At 70.0% G+C, this 16403-nt stretch carries 17 protein-coding genes, 4 tRNA genes and 1 riboswitch; of the genes, 16 read left to right on the top strand and 5 right to left on the bottom strand.

What is annotated here, in order from left to right:
* Nucleotides 1-41 precede the first annotated feature (41 nt).
* Nucleotides 42-479, bottom strand: coding sequence for a hypothetical protein (locus tag LIP_RS15620; protein ID WP_198409578.1), 438 nt, complete (start codon nt 477-479; stop codon nt 42-44).
* A 223-nt stretch (nt 480-702) separates the two neighbouring features.
* Between LIP_RS15620 and LIP_RS15615 the strand changes: the two genes are divergently transcribed.
* The 3 genes from LIP_RS15615 to ispD all read left to right on the top strand — a co-directional run bounded on the left by LIP_RS15615 (nt 703) and on the right by ispD (nt 3659).
* Nucleotides 703-1188 (top strand): CarD family transcriptional regulator, encoded by a 486-nt coding sequence (locus LIP_RS15615; protein WP_231699319.1) that lies wholly within the window; start codon nt 703-705, stop codon nt 1186-1188.
* Between the two features lie 139 nt (nt 1189-1327).
* On the top strand, nt 1328-2413 hold the full coding sequence (locus LIP_RS15610) for a PIN/TRAM domain-containing protein (protein WP_068140460.1): 1086 nt from the start codon (nt 1328-1330) through the stop codon (nt 2411-2413).
* A gap of 13 nt (nt 2414-2426) precedes the next feature.
* On the top strand, nt 2427-3659 hold the full coding sequence (gene ispD, locus LIP_RS15605; RefSeq protein ID WP_068140458.1) for a 2-C-methyl-D-erythritol 4-phosphate cytidylyltransferase: 1233 nt from the start codon (nt 2427-2429) through the stop codon (nt 3657-3659).
* Nucleotides 3660-3696: 37 nt separating this feature from the next.
* Here the strand turns inward: ispD and ribH are convergent, their stop codons facing one another.
* The 4 genes from ribH to ribD are packed head-to-tail and all read right to left on the bottom strand — an operon-like array spanning nt 3697 to nt 7256.
* Nucleotides 3697-4170 carry a 6,7-dimethyl-8-ribityllumazine synthase gene (gene ribH / locus LIP_RS15600; protein ID WP_068142185.1) on the bottom strand — a complete coding sequence of 158 codons (474 nt, stop codon included), beginning with the start codon at nt 4168-4170 and terminating at the stop codon, nt 3697-3699.
* Nucleotides 4171-4175: 5 nt separating this feature from the next.
* Complete coding sequence (locus LIP_RS15595; protein ID WP_068140456.1) at nt 4176-5414, bottom strand: bifunctional 3,4-dihydroxy-2-butanone-4-phosphate synthase/GTP cyclohydrolase II; 1239 nt, start codon at nt 5412-5414, stop codon at nt 4176-4178.
* A complete protein-coding gene (locus LIP_RS15590; protein ID WP_068140453.1) occupies nt 5411-6049 on the bottom strand; it encodes a riboflavin synthase in 639 nt (212 codons plus the stop codon). Before LIP_RS15590 ends, LIP_RS15595 begins: the two co-directional genes overlap by 4 nt.
* A gap of 19 nt (nt 6050-6068) precedes the next feature.
* Nucleotides 6069-7256, bottom strand: a complete 1188-nt coding sequence (gene ribD / locus LIP_RS15585; protein ID WP_068142183.1) for a bifunctional diaminohydroxyphosphoribosylaminopyrimidine deaminase/5-amino-6-(5-phosphoribosylamino)uracil reductase RibD — start codon at nt 7254-7256, stop codon at nt 6069-6071.
* Nucleotides 7257-7355: 99 nt separating this feature from the next.
* A riboswitch (FMN riboswitch) is annotated at nt 7356-7508 on the bottom strand.
* A 161-nt stretch (nt 7509-7669) separates the two neighbouring features.
* On the opposite strand from ribD, the gene LIP_RS15580 reads away from it, so the two are divergent.
* The 13 genes from LIP_RS15580 (at nt 7670) to secE (ending at nt 16390) form a co-directional block, all read left to right on the top strand.
* Nucleotides 7670-8128, top strand: coding sequence for an NUDIX hydrolase (locus tag LIP_RS15580; protein ID WP_068140451.1), 459 nt, complete (start codon nt 7670-7672; stop codon nt 8126-8128).
* Between the two features lie 402 nt (nt 8129-8530).
* Complete coding sequence (gene cysE / locus LIP_RS15575) at nt 8531-9262, top strand: serine O-acetyltransferase (RefSeq protein WP_068140449.1); 732 nt, start codon at nt 8531-8533, stop codon at nt 9260-9262.
* Nucleotides 9213-10700, top strand: a complete 1488-nt coding sequence (gene cysS, locus LIP_RS15570) for a cysteine--tRNA ligase (RefSeq protein ID WP_068140447.1) — start codon at nt 9213-9215, stop codon at nt 10698-10700. Before cysE ends, cysS begins: the two co-directional genes overlap by 50 nt.
* 44 nt (nt 10701-10744) lie before the next feature.
* Nucleotides 10745-11509, top strand: coding sequence for a 23S rRNA (guanosine(2251)-2'-O)-methyltransferase RlmB (gene rlmB / locus LIP_RS15565; RefSeq protein ID WP_158509701.1), 765 nt, complete (start codon nt 10745-10747; stop codon nt 11507-11509).
* A 28-nt stretch (nt 11510-11537) separates the two neighbouring features.
* On the top strand, nt 11538-12851 hold the full coding sequence (locus LIP_RS18680) for a VanW family protein (protein ID WP_068140441.1): 1314 nt from the start codon (nt 11538-11540) through the stop codon (nt 12849-12851).
* A gap of 260 nt (nt 12852-13111) precedes the next feature.
* Nucleotides 13112-13783: an RNA polymerase sporulation sigma factor SigH gene (sigH, locus tag LIP_RS15555; RefSeq protein WP_068140437.1), complete on the top strand. Its 672-nt coding sequence runs from the start codon at nt 13112-13114 to the stop codon at nt 13781-13783.
* A gap of 113 nt (nt 13784-13896) precedes the next feature.
* Nucleotides 13897-13984: transfer RNA gene (locus LIP_RS15550), tRNA-Thr, on the top strand.
* A gap of 101 nt (nt 13985-14085) precedes the next feature.
* Nucleotides 14086-14171, top strand: a tRNA-Tyr gene (locus tag LIP_RS15545).
* 34 nt (nt 14172-14205) lie between these two features.
* Nucleotides 14206-14282: transfer RNA gene (locus tag LIP_RS15540), tRNA-Met, on the top strand.
* Between the two features lie 28 nt (nt 14283-14310).
* Nucleotides 14311-14386, top strand: a tRNA-Thr gene (locus LIP_RS15535).
* A 224-nt stretch (nt 14387-14610) separates the two neighbouring features.
* Nucleotides 14611-15813: an elongation factor Tu gene (gene tuf, locus LIP_RS15530; RefSeq protein WP_068140434.1), complete on the top strand. Its 1203-nt coding sequence runs from the start codon at nt 14611-14613 to the stop codon at nt 15811-15813.
* A gap of 158 nt (nt 15814-15971) precedes the next feature.
* The gene (rpmG, locus tag LIP_RS15525) at nt 15972-16121 is read left to right on the top strand and encodes a 50S ribosomal protein L33 (protein ID WP_068140430.1); all 150 of its coding nucleotides are present in this window, start codon (nt 15972-15974) and stop codon (nt 16119-16121) included.
* Nucleotides 16122-16156: 35 nt separating this feature from the next.
* A complete protein-coding gene (secE, locus tag LIP_RS15520) occupies nt 16157-16390 on the top strand; it encodes a preprotein translocase subunit SecE (RefSeq protein ID WP_144440535.1) in 234 nt (77 codons plus the stop codon).
* Nucleotides 16391-16403 lie beyond the last annotated feature (13 nt).

The raw sequence follows: 16403 nt of genomic DNA, 5'->3' as shown, positions 1-16403 counted from the left end.
AAAGCAGACGCCCGCGGGACGGGCGGGGCTCCCCGGCTGCCCTAACGGAGGCCGTAGGGACCCAGGAGATCCATGCGGCGCTGCTCCTGCTGGAAGACCGCCTCCAACTCCAAGCCCAGCACCTGGGCCAGACCCGCGAGGTAGAAGGCGTGCTGGCCCATCTCCGTCTCCACCGTCTCCCGGCAGTGCTCGCAGAGCGTGCCCGTCACATGGGTCTCCACCAAACGGGCGGCGTCCTGGAGTGTTCCGTCGGACGGGAAAGCCTGTTTGTGGGCGTTCACCTCGATACACCCGCACTGGGTGGCGGCCTTGGCCACCGCCCTCTGGAGCCTGGCCTGCGACTCCTGCAGCTTGGTGAAGAGATCCAGCACGCTCCGGTGGCGGATGAGCTGCTGGTCGACCGAGCGCTGGAAGAGCGCCAGGTCCACGGAACGTGACGGGGCTTCGCCGGGGGCCCGGCCGGTGGGGGAAGTGGCCACGGAATCACGCTCCTCGGGGCTTGGAGGTACGGCCTCATTATAGGAACCTGCCGGGGAGCGTGTCAAGCAAGGCTTGATGCCGCTCGAGCCCGCGCGGCGCCGTGCGCGCCGGCGCAAAAGCCCATCGTGACGGGAAGCGACGGGCGGTCAAATTGACACCCCGCGCCAGCGGGGGTAGAATGACCGGTGCGGGGTTTTTCGCGTGCGAGGAGATGGAGGCGCGTTGGCGCAGCTTTTTGGGATCGGCGACAAGGTGGTCTACCCCATGCACGGAGCCGGGGTCATCGAGGCCATCGAAGAGCGGGAGGTCCTGGGGGACCGGAAGCAGTACTACGTCATGCGCATGCCGATCGGCGAGATGAAGGTCATGATCCCCATCTCCAGCGCGGAGGACGTGGGCCTTCGCGAGGTCATCGATGAGGCGGGCATCCGCAAGGTCTTCGACATCCTCCAGGGCGAGGAGACGCGCATGTCCACCAACTGGAACCGGCGTTTTCGGGCCAACATGGAGAAGATCAAGTCGGGCGACATCTTTGAAGTGGCCGAGGTGGTCCGCAACCTGGCCATCCGGGATCGCGAGAAGGGCCTCTCCACGGGCGAGCGCAAGATGCTGGAGACCGCCCGGCAGATCCTTGTCAGCGAGCTGGTCTTGGCCCAGGAGGTCAGTCCCGACCAGGTGGAGCATCGCCTGGCCGAGCTCTTCGCCTGAAAGGCCGCCTGAATGTCCGCACGCGGTTTCTGGCCCGCTGGGGCCTCATCAGCATCGGATCCGGGGACGGGCTGGATAGAATTCCAAGGAGTGCACACCCTACGATCGGTCGCGCACTCGAAGAAGGGGGTGGGAGGCTGTGTCGGCTGAAAGGGTCGTCCGGATCCTCCTGGCCGTGGCAGGGCTTGTCGCAGGCTACCAGCTCGGCCAGGGGCTCATCGATCACGGGATCCTGGTGGGCGGCTTTCTGAGGGCATGGCAGGTTCTCCTGGTCGGAGCGCTCCTCCTGGGAGCGGTGGGGTTCTGGATCGGTCCACTGATCGTGGTGGGGGTGCGCGCGGGGACGCGGTGGCTCTCCAGCTCGGTCCAGCGGATCCCGACGGCGGATCTCCTGGCGGGCGCGGTGGGGTTGATGTCCGGACTCATCCTTGCTGTTCTCATTACCCTGCCGCTTCCCCGGGAGATTCCGGTGGTTGGCCCCTATCTGCCGCTGGCGATCACGGTGGTGGCAGGGTACACGGGGCTGATGGTGGGCGTCAAGAAGCGGGAGGAGCTGCCTCACCTGCTTCGCATGCCCCAGGGGGCGGAGCGGGTGCGGCCCGGGCGCGACCGGGGCGGGCGGAAGAAGCTCCTGGACACCAGCGTCATCATCGACGGCCGCATCGCCGACGTGTGCAGCACGGGGTTCCTGGAAGGCCCGCTCCTGGTGCCCCGCTTCGTGCTGGAGGAGCTCCAGCACATCGCGGACAGCTCGGACGTGCTCAAGCGCAACCGGGGCCGGCGGGGTCTCGAGGTGTTGAAGCGGCTGCAGGAGCAGGCTCCCACCATGATCGAGGTCATCGAGCGCGACTTCGACGACCTGGGCGAGGTGGACTCCAAGCTCGTTCGGCTGGCCAAGCTCCTCCAGGCCAAGATCGTGACCAACGACTTCAACCTCAACAAGGTTGCGGAGCTGCAGGGCGTGGGGGTTCTGAACGTCAACGACCTGGCCAACGCCCTCAAGCCCGTGGTGCTCCCCGGCGAGGAGATGCTGGTCCACCTGATCCGCGACGGGAAGGAGCAGGGCCAGGGCGTGGGCTACCTGGACGACGGCACCATGATCGTCGTCGACGGGGGCCGGAAGCACATCGGCCAGTCCATCGAGGTGCTGGTCACCAGCGTCCTCCAGACCTCTGCGGGACGGATGATCTTCGCCCGCCCCAAGCCGCTCGAAAGGGCGCTCTGAGCGGGGTATCGGCATGAAGGTGGCGGCGCTGGTCCCGGCGGCGGGACAGGGGGAGCGCATGGCCAGGGCCCTGCGCTTGCTGGAGGGAGAACGCGACAGGCCCCCCCTGGCCGGAAAGCTCTTCCTGGAGCTGGATGGCCGGCCGATCCTGCGGTGGACCCTCGAGGGACTCCTGGCCTCCCATGCGGTGGAGGGCGCCTGGGTGGCGGCCGCTCCCGCTTGGGAGGCCCAGGTGCGCGCCGAGGTGGAACGCTGGGGCCTGAGGAACGTGCGGGTGCTGGCGGGCGGTGCCACCCGCCAGGCATCGGTGTGGCGGCTGATGGAGGCCCTGCCCGGCGAGGTCGAGTGGGTGGTGGTGCACGACGGCGCCCGGCCGCTGGTGGACCCGACGCTGGTGGATCGGGTCCTGGCCGCCGCCCTGCGCGACGGGGCGGCCGTGTGCGCGTTGCCCGTGCACGAGACGGTGAAGCGGGTGGGAGCCAGCGGGCTGGTGGAGGGTACCGTGGAACGGGAGGGCCTGTGGACCATCCAGACCCCCCAGGCCTTCCGCCGGACCCTCCTGGCCGAGGCGCACCAGGCGGCGGAGCGCGCGGGGGTCGTGGCCACCGACGATGCTGCCCTGGTGGAACGGCTCGGTCACCCGGTGCGGGCGGTGCCGGGCAGCCCGAGGAACGTCAAGATCACCACGCCTGAGGATCTGGATGCTGCGGGGCGATGGCTGCGGCCCGGAGGTACCCTCGTGCCCGAGAGCGGCATCGTGCCCGCCGCCGGGATTCGGACCGGCCTGGGCCTTGACCTCCACCGGTTCGGCCCCGGGCGTCGCCTGGTGCTGGGCGGGGTGACCATCCCCTGGGAGATGGGGCTGGTCGGGCACTCCGACGGCGACGCCCTGGCCCACGCGGTGGCCGACGCGCTCCTGGGCGCGGCGGGAATGGGCGACCTGGGCGGCCGGTTCCCCGACGACGATCCCGCCTACGAGAACGCCGACAGCCTCCTGCTCCTGCGGCGGGTGGCGGAGGAGGTGGCCGCGGCCGGGTTCCGGGCGCTGTCGGTGGACGCCACCCTGCTGGCCGAGGCGCCCAAGCTGGCACCGCACCTCGCGCAGATGGGCCGGAACCTCCGGGAGGCGATGGGCGGGGAAGGCGCGGCCGTGAACGTGAAGGCCACCCGGCCCGAGGGCCTCGGCGCGCTGGGGAGGGCCGAGGGGATCGCCGCCTTCTGCGTGGTTACCTGCGTCCGGGCCTGACCGAAGCGGCACCGGCCGGTTCGTGCCAGCCCCGTCCCTAGGCACCCGGTCCCTTCAGCCGGCGGAGGAGGGTGGCCATTTCCACCGCAGCCTGGGCTGCCTCCGCGCCTTTGTTCCCTGCCTTACCCCCGGCCCGGTCCAGGGCCTGCTCGAGGCTCTCGGTGGTGAGGATGCCCAGGGTGCACGGAACGCCCGTGCTCAGGGCCACATCCTGGACCCCCCGCACCGCCTCGCGGGCCACGTGCTCGAAGTGGGCGGTCTCACCCCGGACCACCGCCCCCAGGCAGGCGATCGCGTCCACCCGGCCCGAGAGCGCCAGAGCCCGGGCTGCCGCCGGGATCTCGAAGGAACCGGGCACCCGGGCGACCCACTGGGCTTCATCGGGCACACCCATGCGCCGCAGCGCGCCCAGGGCACCCTCCAGCAGGCGATCGGTGACCAGGCTGTTGAAGCGGGCGACCACCACCCCGACCCGTACCCCGCGCCCCTCCAGCGAGCCCTCCACGTCCAAGACGCTCACGGCAACGTCACCCTTCCGTTGACCTCTTCGCTCAGCAGGTGGCCGAGCTTGGTGCGCTTGGTCTCCAGGTACCGGTGGTTCAGGGGGTTGGGGGGGATCTCGAGGGGCACCCGCTCCACGACCCGCAGCCCGTACCCCTCGAGCCCGACGATCTTGCGCGGGTTGTTGGTGAGAAGCCGGATGGACGAAAGCCCCAGGTCTGCCAGGATCTGGGCCCCGATGCCGTAATCCCGAAGATCGGCGGGAAACCCCAGGGAGAGGTTGGCCTCCACCGTGTCGAGGCCATCCTCCTCCTGCAGGGCGTAGGCCCGGATCTTGTTCAGGAGGCCGATGCCCCGGCCCTCTTGACGCATGTAGACCAGCACGCCGCGCCCCTCGGCCTCGATGCGCCGCAGCGCGGCCTCGAGTTGGGGCCCACAGTCGCACCGGTAGCTGCCGAAGACGTCGCCCGTGAGGCATTCGGAGTGGACCCGCACCAGCACGTCCTCCTGGCCGGCCACCTCGCCCTGAACCAGGGCCACGTGGGGCTCGCGATCGACCATCGAGTCGTATCCGATCATGCGGAAGGTGCCGAAGCGCGTGGGCAGGGTCGTCTCGGCCACGGCCCGCACCAGCTTCTCGCGGCTCAGGCGGTAGCGGATCAGCTCCTGGACGGTGAGCAGCACGAGTCCGTGCTCGCGGGCGAAGGCTTCGAGCTGCGGCATGCGGGCCATGGTGCCGTCGGGGTTCATGATCTCGCAGATGAGTCCGGCAGGCTGCAGGCCTGCGAGGCGGGCCAGGTCCACCGCGGCTTCCGTGTGGCCTGCCCGTCTGAGGACGCCGCCCTCCTTGGCCCTCAGCGGGAAGATGTGGCCGGGCCGGGTTAGATCCTCGGGGCGGCTGCCGGGGTCTACCAGGGCCCGAACGGTGCGCGCCCGCTCTTCGGCCGAAATCCCCGTGCGGACGCCGCGGGCGTCCACCGAGACGGTGAACGCCGTGCGCATGGATTCGGGGTCAGTCTCCACCATGAGGGGCAGGCGAAGCTCGTCGGCCCGGGCGGACGTGAGCGGCACACAGACCAGCCCCCGCCCGTAGCGGGTCATGAAGTTGATGGCCTCCGGGGTCACCTTCTCGGCGGCCATGAGCAGGTCGCCCTCGTTCTCCCGGTCCTCGTCGTCGACCACGATCACCATCTTCCCGGCGCGGATGGCCTCAAGGGCCTGCTCCATCCGGGCAAAGGCGGCGTCGGAGCTCATGGTGCCGGTGCCTCCTCCGGTCGGCCGTAAGGAAGGCCGCTCTCCAGCAAGCTCTCCAGGTACCGTGCCAGGGGGTCGATCTCCACGTTCACCCGATCGCCGGGACGGAGCCGCCCCAGTGTGGTCACCTGGTGGGTGTGGGGGATAACCATGACCGCGACCTGAACCTGATCGCCCACCCGGCGGCGTTCGGCCACCGTCATGCTCACCCCGTCCAGCGCGACCGAGCCCTTGTAGGGTAGGTAACGGGCCAACTCGGGATCGGGCAGGAGCCAGATCCGGTGGGTCTCGCCCTCGGGGTGCACCTCCACGACCCGGGCGGTGCCGTCCACGTGGCCCAGCACCATGTGCCCGTCCAGGCGGTCGCCCATGCGCAAGGCCCGCTCCAGGTTGACGGGATCCCCGGGTTTCAGCGCGCCCAGGTTGGTCCGGGCCAGGGTCTCGGGGGCGCACTCCACGGTGAACGAGCCCGCGCCCAGAGCCACCACCGTCAGGCACGTACCGTTGACGCTGATGCTCGAACCCTCTTCCAGATCCTCCCGGGTCCGCCGGGCGGCCACCTCCAGGCGGGTGAGCCCTTCCCGGCGCTCCAGGCCCGTGACCCGCCCCATCTCCTCCACGATTCCGGTGAACACGACCGTCCTTCCCCCTCCCTCACGATCCGGCGGGCGCTCCGTCCGTTGCGGAACGTCGCACCGGAACGCCCTCGAACACCACATCGGGTCCCACCCGGCGCACGCGGACCGGCCGCAGCCGCCACGCGTCCGCCAGCCGCTCGACGCCGCGGCCCGCCAGGGCAGGGACTGCCCGGGCGTCGCCGGTGAAGGTGGGCGCCACGTACCAGCTCACCCGGTCCACCCGGCCGCCCTCCAGCCAGGAGGCGGCCAAGGTTCCCCCACCCTCCACCAGGAGCGAGGCGACCCCGGCCCCGGCCAGGCGCCGGAGCAGCTCGGCCAGGTCCAGACCGCCTGCGAGGATGCCGTCGCTCCCCAGGGGGAGGCGCCACACCTCGACGCCCCGCTCCCGGAGCCGCATTTCGGCATCGATGGGCGCCGCCGGCCCCGTGACGGCGACGGTCCGGCCGGCAAGCTCGGGTGAGAAGATCCGGGCCTCCTGAGGAAGCTCCAGGTGCCGGCTCACCACCACGCGCAGGGGCTGGTGAGCACCCCCGGGCGGCCGGATGGCCCGGACGGTGAGGGTGGGGTTGTCCGCCCGCACCGTGCCGGCGCCGACCACGACCGCTCCCGAACGGTGCCGCAAATGGTGCACCTCGCGCCGGGCCGCCTCGGACGTGATCCACCGGGCGTCGCCCGTGCGGGTGGCCAGCCGTCCGTCCAGAGTGGTGGCGAGCTTCAGGTGGACCCACGGCCTCCCCTGGCGGACGAAGGTGGGGTACCAGGGGTTGAGCGCCTCGCTCTCCCGGCCCAGAAGGCCCACCTCCACCTCGACCCCGGCCGCCCGCAGCCGTTCGAAACCTGAGCCGGCCACCTTCGGGTTGGGGTCTCCGGTGGCGGCCACCACCCGCCGCACCCCAGCCGCGAGGATCGCCTCGGTGCAAGGAGGGGTCCGGCCGTAGTGGTTGCACGGCTCGAGGGTCACGTAGAGGGTCGCTCCCCGAGCCGCGTCCCCGGCCCCGCGCAGGGCCAGGACCTCGGCGTGAGGTTCCCCCGCACGATGGTGGTAGCCTTCGCCCACCACCCGCCCCTCGCGCACCACCACGCTCCCCACCGCCGGGTTGGGTTGGGTGTGTCCGACGCCTCGCTGAGCCAGGGCCAGGGCGCGGCGCATCCACCGCTGATCCTCCGCACTCCACCGGGATGCAGGGCTCCCTGCCGCTCCCATGACCGTGCCTCCCACCCGGCGGCCTCCCCGCGAAAAAACCCCGGGGCAGGCATACCCTCGGGGCATAAAGACACTCGCGCGCGTGCGCATGCGGGTGTCTGGGACCTTCTCCCATCCGGACTCTACCGTCGGCCCCGGAATCGCACCGGGTCTGCCCCCGCGATGGGGAGCTCGTGGGCTGAGCGGCCGCCGCCGCGTCACCACCGGTCGGGAATTGCGCCGTGAGGCGCTCACCCTGCCCCGAAGGTCCAGCAGTCAAGTTCATCTCCAGGATACCACCGGCGACGTGCCGAAGCAACGCCCTCGCGCGCTGCGGTGCGGGGCCGGAGGGTTCTCGGAGGGGAAATCACCTCACGTGGCAAAGACGGCGCGCCGGGCGGCGGGTTGAGGTACGGCGTGGGGGTGGGCGGCGGGTGCGTCGGGACTGGACGGTGGCGGTCTTTGTGGTCCACGCGGGGCGGGTGCTGCTGCTCTGGCACCGGAAGCACCGCATGTGGCTCCCGCCCGGCGGCCACATAGAAGCCGGAGAGTTGCCCGACGACGCGGCTCGGCGGGAGGTCCTGGAGGAGACGGGGCTGGAGGTGGAGCTGGTGGGTCCCAGGGGCCTGCCGGAGGTTCAGGTGCCCCGCCAGCTCGTGGTGCCGGCGGGGATCCAGGTCGAGCCCATCGGCCCCGGGCACGAGCACGTCGACCTGGTCTACCTGGCCCGCCCCCTGCGCCCGGGGCCGTTGGAAGCCAACCACGAGTCGGAGCGCCTGGGCTGGTACGCCCCCGAGGACTTGGCGAGCCTGCCCCTGACCGAGGAGATCCGGCTCTGGTGCCGCAGGGCACTGGAGCGCCTCGGCGCCCGGAAGGGCCGCGAGGACGCTTGACGCCTGGCAGCGGCCTTCCTATAATGTAGCCACCCTGGAAGGTTGAGCGGCCCTCCGGGCCTTGGGCCCGGGAGGCCCGAGCCTTCCGCAGGAGCAAGGAAAGGCGATGAAGGGAGAAAGGCCCGACGCGCGGTCCTCAGAGAGGGGCGTCCCGGCTGTGAGCGCCCCGGCCCGCCCGGTGCCGCGTGCCTCCCGGAGCCGCTGCCCGAACGCCCGCACGGGCCAGTAGGTCATGCCGGGACCGCCCGTTACCGCGGAGGGCGCTGGACGCGCCCGCCACGAGAGGGTCCGCGCGCGCGGACCAAGCAGAGTGGAACCGCGGGAACGGCCCGTCTCTGCAGCACCGGCTGCAAGGCGGGTTTCTTCGTTTGGAGGGTAACCGGCCCTCGGAGGGGGAACGCGATGTTCGAGCGGATCAAGCGGGACATCCAGGTCGTCTTTGAACGGGATCCCGCCGCGCGGAGCGTCTGGGAGGTCCTCCTGGCCTACCCGGGGTTCCACGCGCTCCAGGTCCACCGGGTGGCCCACTGGCTCTACCGGCACCGGCGCTACGTGGTCGCCCGTCTCGTCTCCCACCTGGGGCGCTGGTTGACGGGGATCGAGATCCACCCAGGAGCCCGGCTGGGCGAGGGGCTCTTCATCGACCACGGCATGGGCGTGGTCATCGGGGAGACGGCCGAGGTGGGCGACAACGTGACCCTCTACCAGGGCGTGGTGCTGGGGGGGACGGGGAAAGAGCGCGGCAAGCGCCACCCGACCATCGGGGACAACGTGGTCATCGCCGCGGGGGCCAAGGTGCTCGGCTCCTTCCGGGTGGGCGACGGCGCCAAGATCGGTGCCGGTGCCGTGGTCCTGCGGGAGGTGCCGCCCCACTCCACGGTGGTGGGGGTGCCCGGCCGCGTGGTGATGGAGCGGGGCAAGCGGGTGGACTCCATCGACCTGGATCACGCGAGCCTGCCGGACCCGGTGGAGAAGGGGTTCAGGGTGTTGCAGCACCGTATCGAGGAGTTGGAGGCCCGGATTCGTGAGCTGGAGAAGGGCCTCTGGGACGGAGAGATCGCCGCGACCCGAGGAGGTCAGGCCGGTGCCCATACGGATCCACAATACGCTCACCGGGAAGAAGGAACCGCTTGAGACCGTCGAGCCCGGGCGGGTGAAGATGTACTCGTGCGGGCCGACCGTCTACGACTACTTTCACGTGGGCAACGCCCGGGCCTTCGTGGTGCCCGACGTGATCAAGCGCTACCTCCGGGACCGGGGGTACCAGGTGCTGCACGTGCAGAACGTCACCGACGTGGACGACAAGATCATCCAGCGGGCCCAGGAGGCGGGCCTGGACGTGGACGAGGTCGTGGATCGCTACACCCGCGCCTACCTGGAAGACCTGCTGCGGCTTGGGTGCGAGATCCCCACGGTCTTGCCCCGGGCCCGGGACCACGTGTCCCAGATGATCGAGCTGATCCGCACCCTACAATCCAAGGAGCTGGCGTACGAGGGCGGGGGGGACGTCTTCTACCCGGTGGAACGGTTCCGGGGCTACGGGAAGCTCTCCCACCAGAGTGTCGCGCAGCTCGAGGCGGGCGCCCGGGTGGAGGCCAACCCCCACAAGCGGAACCCGGCCGACTTCGTCCTCTGGAAAGCGGCCAAGCCGGGGGAGCCGCGCTGGGATTCTCCCTGGGGCCCCGGCCGCCCCGGCTGGCATCTGGAGTGCTCGGTCATGTCCATGGCCTACCTGGGTGAGCGCTTCGACATCCACACGGGCGGAGCCGACCTGATCTTTCCCCACCACGAGAACGAGATCGCCCAGAGCGAGGGAGCGGTGGGCCACCCGGTGGTCACGACCTGGGTGCACAACGGGTACATCAACGTCGACGGGGAGAAGATGTCCAAGTCCCTGGGCAACTTCTGGCTTTTCAGGGATGCGGCCGACCGCTGGGGAGCCCCGGTGGTGCGGGCGATGCTGCTCGCCAAGCACTACCGCACGCCCATCGATTTCACCGAGGAGGCGCTGGACGCCCAGGCCCGGGGGATGGAGCGGCTCTACCGGACGGCGGCGGAGCTTCGGCGCCTGGTGGGACCCGAGTCGAGCGCGGTGTCCGAGGGGGCGCCGGGGCGGGATGGGTCCGGCGGCCCGGCCGAGCGGGAGCTGGAACGGGTCCTGGAGGAGAAGGAGGCGGCCTTCCACGAGGCCATGGAGGACGACTTCAACACCGCCCTGGCCATGGGACGCCTCTTCGAGCTCGCTCGGGAGGCCAACCGCTACGTGAGCGAGCTCGGGGCGGCGGAGGTGCGCGGCGCCCGCCTCCAGCTCGTGCGCAGGACCTACTCCCTCCTCCTTCGCCTGGCGGGCGTGCTGGGGTTCCGGCTCGATGAGCCCTTGCGGGAAGAAAGGGGAGGCGCCGGCCGGGTGGAGCTGCTGGTGGAGCTCCTCCTGGAGCTGCGCCAGCAGGCGCGTTCCGAGGGGCGGTACGCCAATGCCGACCAGATCCGCGAGCGTCTGAACGCGATGGGGATTCAGGTCGAGGACACCCGGGAGGGCGCGCGATGGAGCCTGGTAGAAGAAAGAAAGTGAAGCGGCCGCCCGCGCGCGAACCCGTTGAGAAGGGGCGCAGCCAGGTGGAAGGGCGCCAGGCCGTGCTGGAGCTCCTGCGGTCGGGCCGTCCGGTCGAACGGCTGCTGGTGGCCCGAGACCGCCGGGGCACGGCGGTGGGGTCGCTCCTGAAGGCAGCCGAAGAGCGCCACCTGCGGGTGGAGGAGGTGGACGTGACCGAGCTGGCGCGCCTCAGCCAGACGGGCCGACACCAAGGAGTGATCGCTTTCGGCCAGCCCCAGCCCAAGCAGGAGCTGGAGGCATGGGTCGCCGCCCAGGCCGGGCGCAAGGAGGTCCTCCTCCTGGCCTGCGACCAGGTGCAGGATCCCCACAACCTGGGCGCGCTGGCCCGCAGCGCCGAGGCGGCGGGGGCGGCGGGCATGGTGGTGCCGGCACGCCGGAGCGCCGGCCTGACGGCCACCGTGGAACGGGCCGCCGCCGGGGCCACCAGCTACCTGCCGTGGGTGGAGGTCGTCAACCTGGCCCGGGCTCTGGAGCGGCTGCAGCAGGCAGGTTTCTGGGTGCTGGGGCTTGACGCGCAGGGTGAGCGGAGCCTGTGGGAGGTGGACCTGCCGCGCCGTCTGGTGGCGGTGGTGGGCGCTGAGGGAAGCGGGCTGCGCCCGCTGGTGCGCTCCCGCTGCGACGAGCTGGTGCGGATCCCCATGCGGGGGCACGTGGGGTCCCTGAACGTGTCGGTCGCCGGGGCCCTTTTCCTCTTCGAGGTTCTCCGGCGTCGAACGACGCAGTCCTGGGATGAAGACTCCAGTCGACGGCGGGGGGGCGGCGCATAGACTAGGGAGGAAAGGCGGGGAACGAGCGATGACGGTGCGGCGCCGGCAGATGGTGGGGTTGGGTACGATCCTCTGGGTGGCGGCCCTCATCCTCGTCACGTATGCTCCCGGGCTCTTGAAGGCGGCCCCCGGCGAAGAGGGCACGGCGTGGTCCGAGGCGCGCCTCGACCTCCTGCAGCGGGACCTGTCGCGGCGCGAGGTAGTGCTGGAGGCGCCGGGCACCGGCCGGGTGTGGCGCCTCGCCGGTGCAGAGGTGGGGTTGACGGTGGACCGGGTGGCCACCGTGACCCTGGCGGGCTCGGCTCACCCCCCGGCAGGGTCGCCCTCCCTGCCGGTGCTCCGGTTGGAGACCTGGCGGATCAAGAGCCTCCTCCGGGAACGGGTGGCGGGTACCGTGCGGGTGGACTCGGTACCGGCCCGCCTGGACGAGCAAGGCGGCATCGTCCCCGATCGCCCCGGGCGGCAGCTGGACCTGTCCGAGGCCGTGCGTCGGGTGAGCGACGCGTTTCTCCACCAGCAAGCCTCCGGCGCGCCGGTTCGGGTGGCGATCCCGCTGGAGACGGTGCGGGCGGACGTGACCGCGTCACGCCTGGAGGCGCTGGCCCCTTGGGAGCTCCTGGCCTCGTACACGACGCGCTTCGACCCCGCCGCGGCCAACCGTGCCTCCAACATTCGGCTGGGGGTCTCGCTGCTTGACGGAACCCTGCTGGAACCGGGGGACACCTTCTCCTTCAACCGAGTGGTGGGCCCGCGCACCGAGGCACGGGGATTCAAACCGGCTCCGGTGATCATCAGCCGGCAGCTGGTGAGCGGGCTGGGCGGCGGTGTCTGCCAGCTCTCCTCCACGACGTACAACGCGGCGTTGCTCAGCGGCCTCGAGGTCCTGGACCGCCAGCACCACTCCATGCCCGTGGGGTACCTGCCCATCGGGCGGGACGCGACGGTCTACGACGACCTGATCGACCTGAGGTTCCGCAATAGCCTGGCGCATCCCGTCATGGTCCAAGGGCACGTCGAGGGCGAGCGGCTCACAGTCGCGATCTGGGGCCACCCGGGCGACCGTCGCCGGATCGACATCCGCGTGCGGACGGTGGAGAGCTTGCCCCCGCCGCTGGAGTGGGAGGAAGAGTCCGGCGGAGCGCCTCCCCTGACGGCGATGCCCGGCGGGCGTGCGACCGAGGGCCTGGAAGTGGTCGACCCGGGCCGCACGGGTTACCTGGTGGAGGTACAGCGGGTCTTCTACGGAGCCGACGGCGAGGTGGATCGGGTGGAGCTCCTGTCCCGGGACCTCTACCCGCCCGAACCCAGGCGGGTGCGAGTTGCCAGGGAGACAGGATCGTGACGCATCGCGCAAATACCCATCCCATCCCGGTTTCTTGACGCTTCTCGCGTGCCTAGTGTATAATCCGCGTGAACGACTTGTCCTGGTGGAACGCCTCTAGTCGTAGTCATTGCCGATACCCGCGATGCGGTCGCCGGGATGTCTGCTCACTTGCGCCAAAGGTCGCGGCTGTTTCGACTTCGGGTCGCAGGGGTTCCCGCTTCACCCCTTTGCCGCGGGCCTTCGCTCGAACGATTCTTGTCTCTGGGGGCGATTGCACTTTGAGCCTTCCCGCCCGTAAGGATGGTTCTCGCAGGGAACTCTACAACCTGTTCGAGCGGTTGGACGACGAGGAGGTCGTCGAGTTCGCGCGGGAGGGTGACGAGGCCGCCCTTGAGTTCCTGATCGACAAGTACCGCAACTTCGTGCGGGCCAAGGCCCGCTCCTACTTCCTCATCGGCGCCGACCGGGAGGACATCATCCAGGAGGGCATGATCGGGCTCTACAAGGCCATCCGGGACTTTCGAGCCGAGAAGCTGGCCTCCTTCAGGGCCTTCGCCGAGCTGTGCATCACCCGCCAGATGATCACGGCGATCAAGACGGCCACCCGGCAGAAGCACATCCCCCTGAACTCCTACGTTTCGCTCAACAAGCCCATGTACGACGAGGAATCGGACCGTACCCTCATGGATGTCCTCTCGGGCACCCGGGTGAGCGATCCCGAGGAGCTGGTCATCAGCCAGGAGGAGTTCAACGACATCGAGAGCAAGATGAACGGGTTCTTGAGCCCCCTGGAGTGGAAGGTCCTCATGTTCTACCTGGAAGGCAAGTCGTATCAGGAGATCGCCGATGATCTCTCCCGCCACGTGAAGTCCATCGACAACGCCCTCCAACGGGTCAAGCGCAAGCTGGAACGCTACCTGGAGCGCCGGGAGATGGAAAGCCGCCCGTGAGCGGAAGGCGGGCGGGCCCTCAGGACGGGGGCGTCCTGCCGGACCGTGCGGCTTCCTCGGCTGCCTCCGTTGACCGGGGGCATGCTTCCAGGTAGAATCAAGGTCTGGGGCATGCCGGCGTAGCTCAACAGGTAGAGCGGCTCCCTTGTAAGGAGACGGCCCGAGAGGGAATTGCGGGTTCGAGTCCCGCCGCCGGCTCCATGGCCGGGCCACCACAGCCCGGCCATCCTCGTGCCGCGAGCCTTGACGAAGCCAGCGCACCCTGCTATAATCGGGCCTGCGGTTCGGGCGGCTGCCTGCGTGGAGGGATACCCGAGCTGGCCAAAGGGGGCAGACTGTAAATCTGCTGGCGATGCCTTCGGAGGTTCGAATCCTCCTCCCTCCACCAGAGAGCAGGGGTAGCCGCCTGAGACCGCGCCCGCCGCGGGGTGGAGCAGTCTGGTAGCTCGTCGGGCTCATAACCCGAAGGTTGCCGGTTCGAATCCGGCCCCCGCAACCAGCGGACCCGGCCCTCATGCCGGGCGCCCGCCCGCATAGCTCAGCCGGTAGAGCGCCTCCATGGTAAGGAGGAGGTCCCCAGTTCGAGTCTGGGTGCGGGCTCCAGAGGAAGGCCCACCGGACTGCCCCGGTGGGCCTTGACGTTGGTTCCCCGTCCCGGCAGGTGCATGATCACCGGCCGCCATGCGAACATTGGGGATGGACGCGAGCCAGGCTCCTGGGACCCGCCCCAGGAGGAGAGGCCGGGAGCGGGGCGGATGAGAAGGCTCGACGCCCATGGCCAGCCCAGGGGTGGCGGGGACGCCGCCGCTGCAAGGAGGTCGCAGGGGATGGCGAAGCAGAAGTTCGAGCGGACGAAGCCGCACGTGAACGTGGGGACGATCGGGCACGTGGACCACGGGAAGACGACGCTGACGTCGGCGATCACGCTGTACCTGGCGCAGCAGGGGAAGGCGCAGGCGAAGAGGTTCGAGGAGATCGACAACGCTCCTGAGGAGAGGGAGCGGGGGATCACGATCAACACGGCGCACGTGGAGTACGAGACGGACGCGAGGCACTATGCGCACGTGGACTGCCCGGGGCATGCGGACTACGTGAAGAACATGATCACGGGAGCGGCGCAGATGGACGGAGCGATCCTGGTGGTGAGCGCCGCGGACGGTCCGATGCCGCAGACGCGGGAGCACATCCTGCTGGCGAGGCAGGTAGGGGTGCCGGCGATCGTGGTCTTCCTGAACAAGGCGGACATGGTGGACGACCCGGAGCTGATGGAGCTGGTGGAGGTCGAGGTGCGGGACCTGCTGAACGAGTACGAGTTTCCGGGGGATGAGATCCCGGTGGTGGCGGGTTCGGCGCTGAAGGCGCTGGAGGAGCTGCAGGCGGGGCAGCCGGGGGAATGGTGCCAGAAGCTGCAGCAGTTGCTGGATGCGGTGGACAGCTACGTTCCGACGCCGGAGCGGGATGTGAACAAGCCGTTCCTGATGCCCGTGGAGGATGTGTTCACGATCACGGGGCGGGGGACGGTGGCGACGGGCCGGGTGGACCGAGGGACGATCAAGGTGGGGGACGAGGTCGAGATCGTCGGGTTGGAGGAGAAGGCGCGCAAGACGGTGGCGACGGGCGTGGAGATGTTCCGGAAGCTGCTGGACCGAGCGGAGGCGGGGGACAACATCGGGGTGCTGCTGCGAGGGGTCGACCGGGACGAGGTGGAGCGGGGGCAGGTGCTGGCGAAGCCGGGGTCGATCACGCCGCACACGAAGTTCGAAGCCGAGGTGTACGTGCTGTCGAAGGAGGAAGGCGGGAGGCACACGCCGTTCTTCCAGGGGTACCGGCCGCAGTTCTACTTCCGGACGACGGACGTGACGGGGGTGATCGAGCTGCCGGAGGGGACGGAGATGGTGATGCCCGGGGACAACGTGAGGCTGAAGGCGGAGCTGATCACGCCCATCGCCATGGAGGAAGGGCTGCGCTTCGCCATCCGCGAGGGCGGCCGCACCGTCGGCGCCGGTGTCGTCACCAAGATTGCGGGATGAGTTCCAGGCGGGGGGCGCCGTTCGGAGACGGAGAGAGGGGCGTGCCGCCGCAGAGGCCGCCGGCGTTCTCGCGCGGGCGTGGCACGCCGGTTGACACCTCGCGGGCCCTGTGCTAGAGTCAATAGGTGCCTGCGCGGCCAGGCAGGGAGGTGGCTTGGTTGAGGGTGGGCATCACGATGGAGTGCACCGAGTGCGGCGGCCGCAACTACCGGACCACCAAGAACAAGAACAACGATCCTGATCGCCTGGAGCTCAAGAAGTACTGCCCCGTCTGCCGGCGACACACGCCGCATCGGGAGACTCGCTGATTCGGCCGGGCGCGAACGGATGGGATGTGAGCACCTTGGCGGCTACAGACAGGGCCGGGAAGGTGGCCACCCGGCAGGGGCTGGGGCGTAGAGCGGCCCAGTTCTTGCGCGAGGTGCGCAGTGAGGCGCGCAAGATCGCGTGGCCGAACCGGCGGGAGTTGACGGTTTACACCGCGGTCGTGCTGGTGGTGGTGGCCGCCACCACCCTTTTCGTCGCGGTGGCCGACCTGGGGATCTCGCAGTTGATCCACCTGGTGGGCATCCTCTAGGGGAAGGGGTGGG

The organism is Limnochorda pilosa (assembly GCF_001544015.1).
In the GTDB taxonomy this organism is placed as follows: Bacteria; Bacillota; Limnochordia; order Limnochordales; family Limnochordaceae; genus Limnochorda; species Limnochorda pilosa.
The sequence above is the reverse complement of the archived record's forward strand: the minus strand, read 5'-3'. Positions and strand labels throughout refer to the sequence as shown.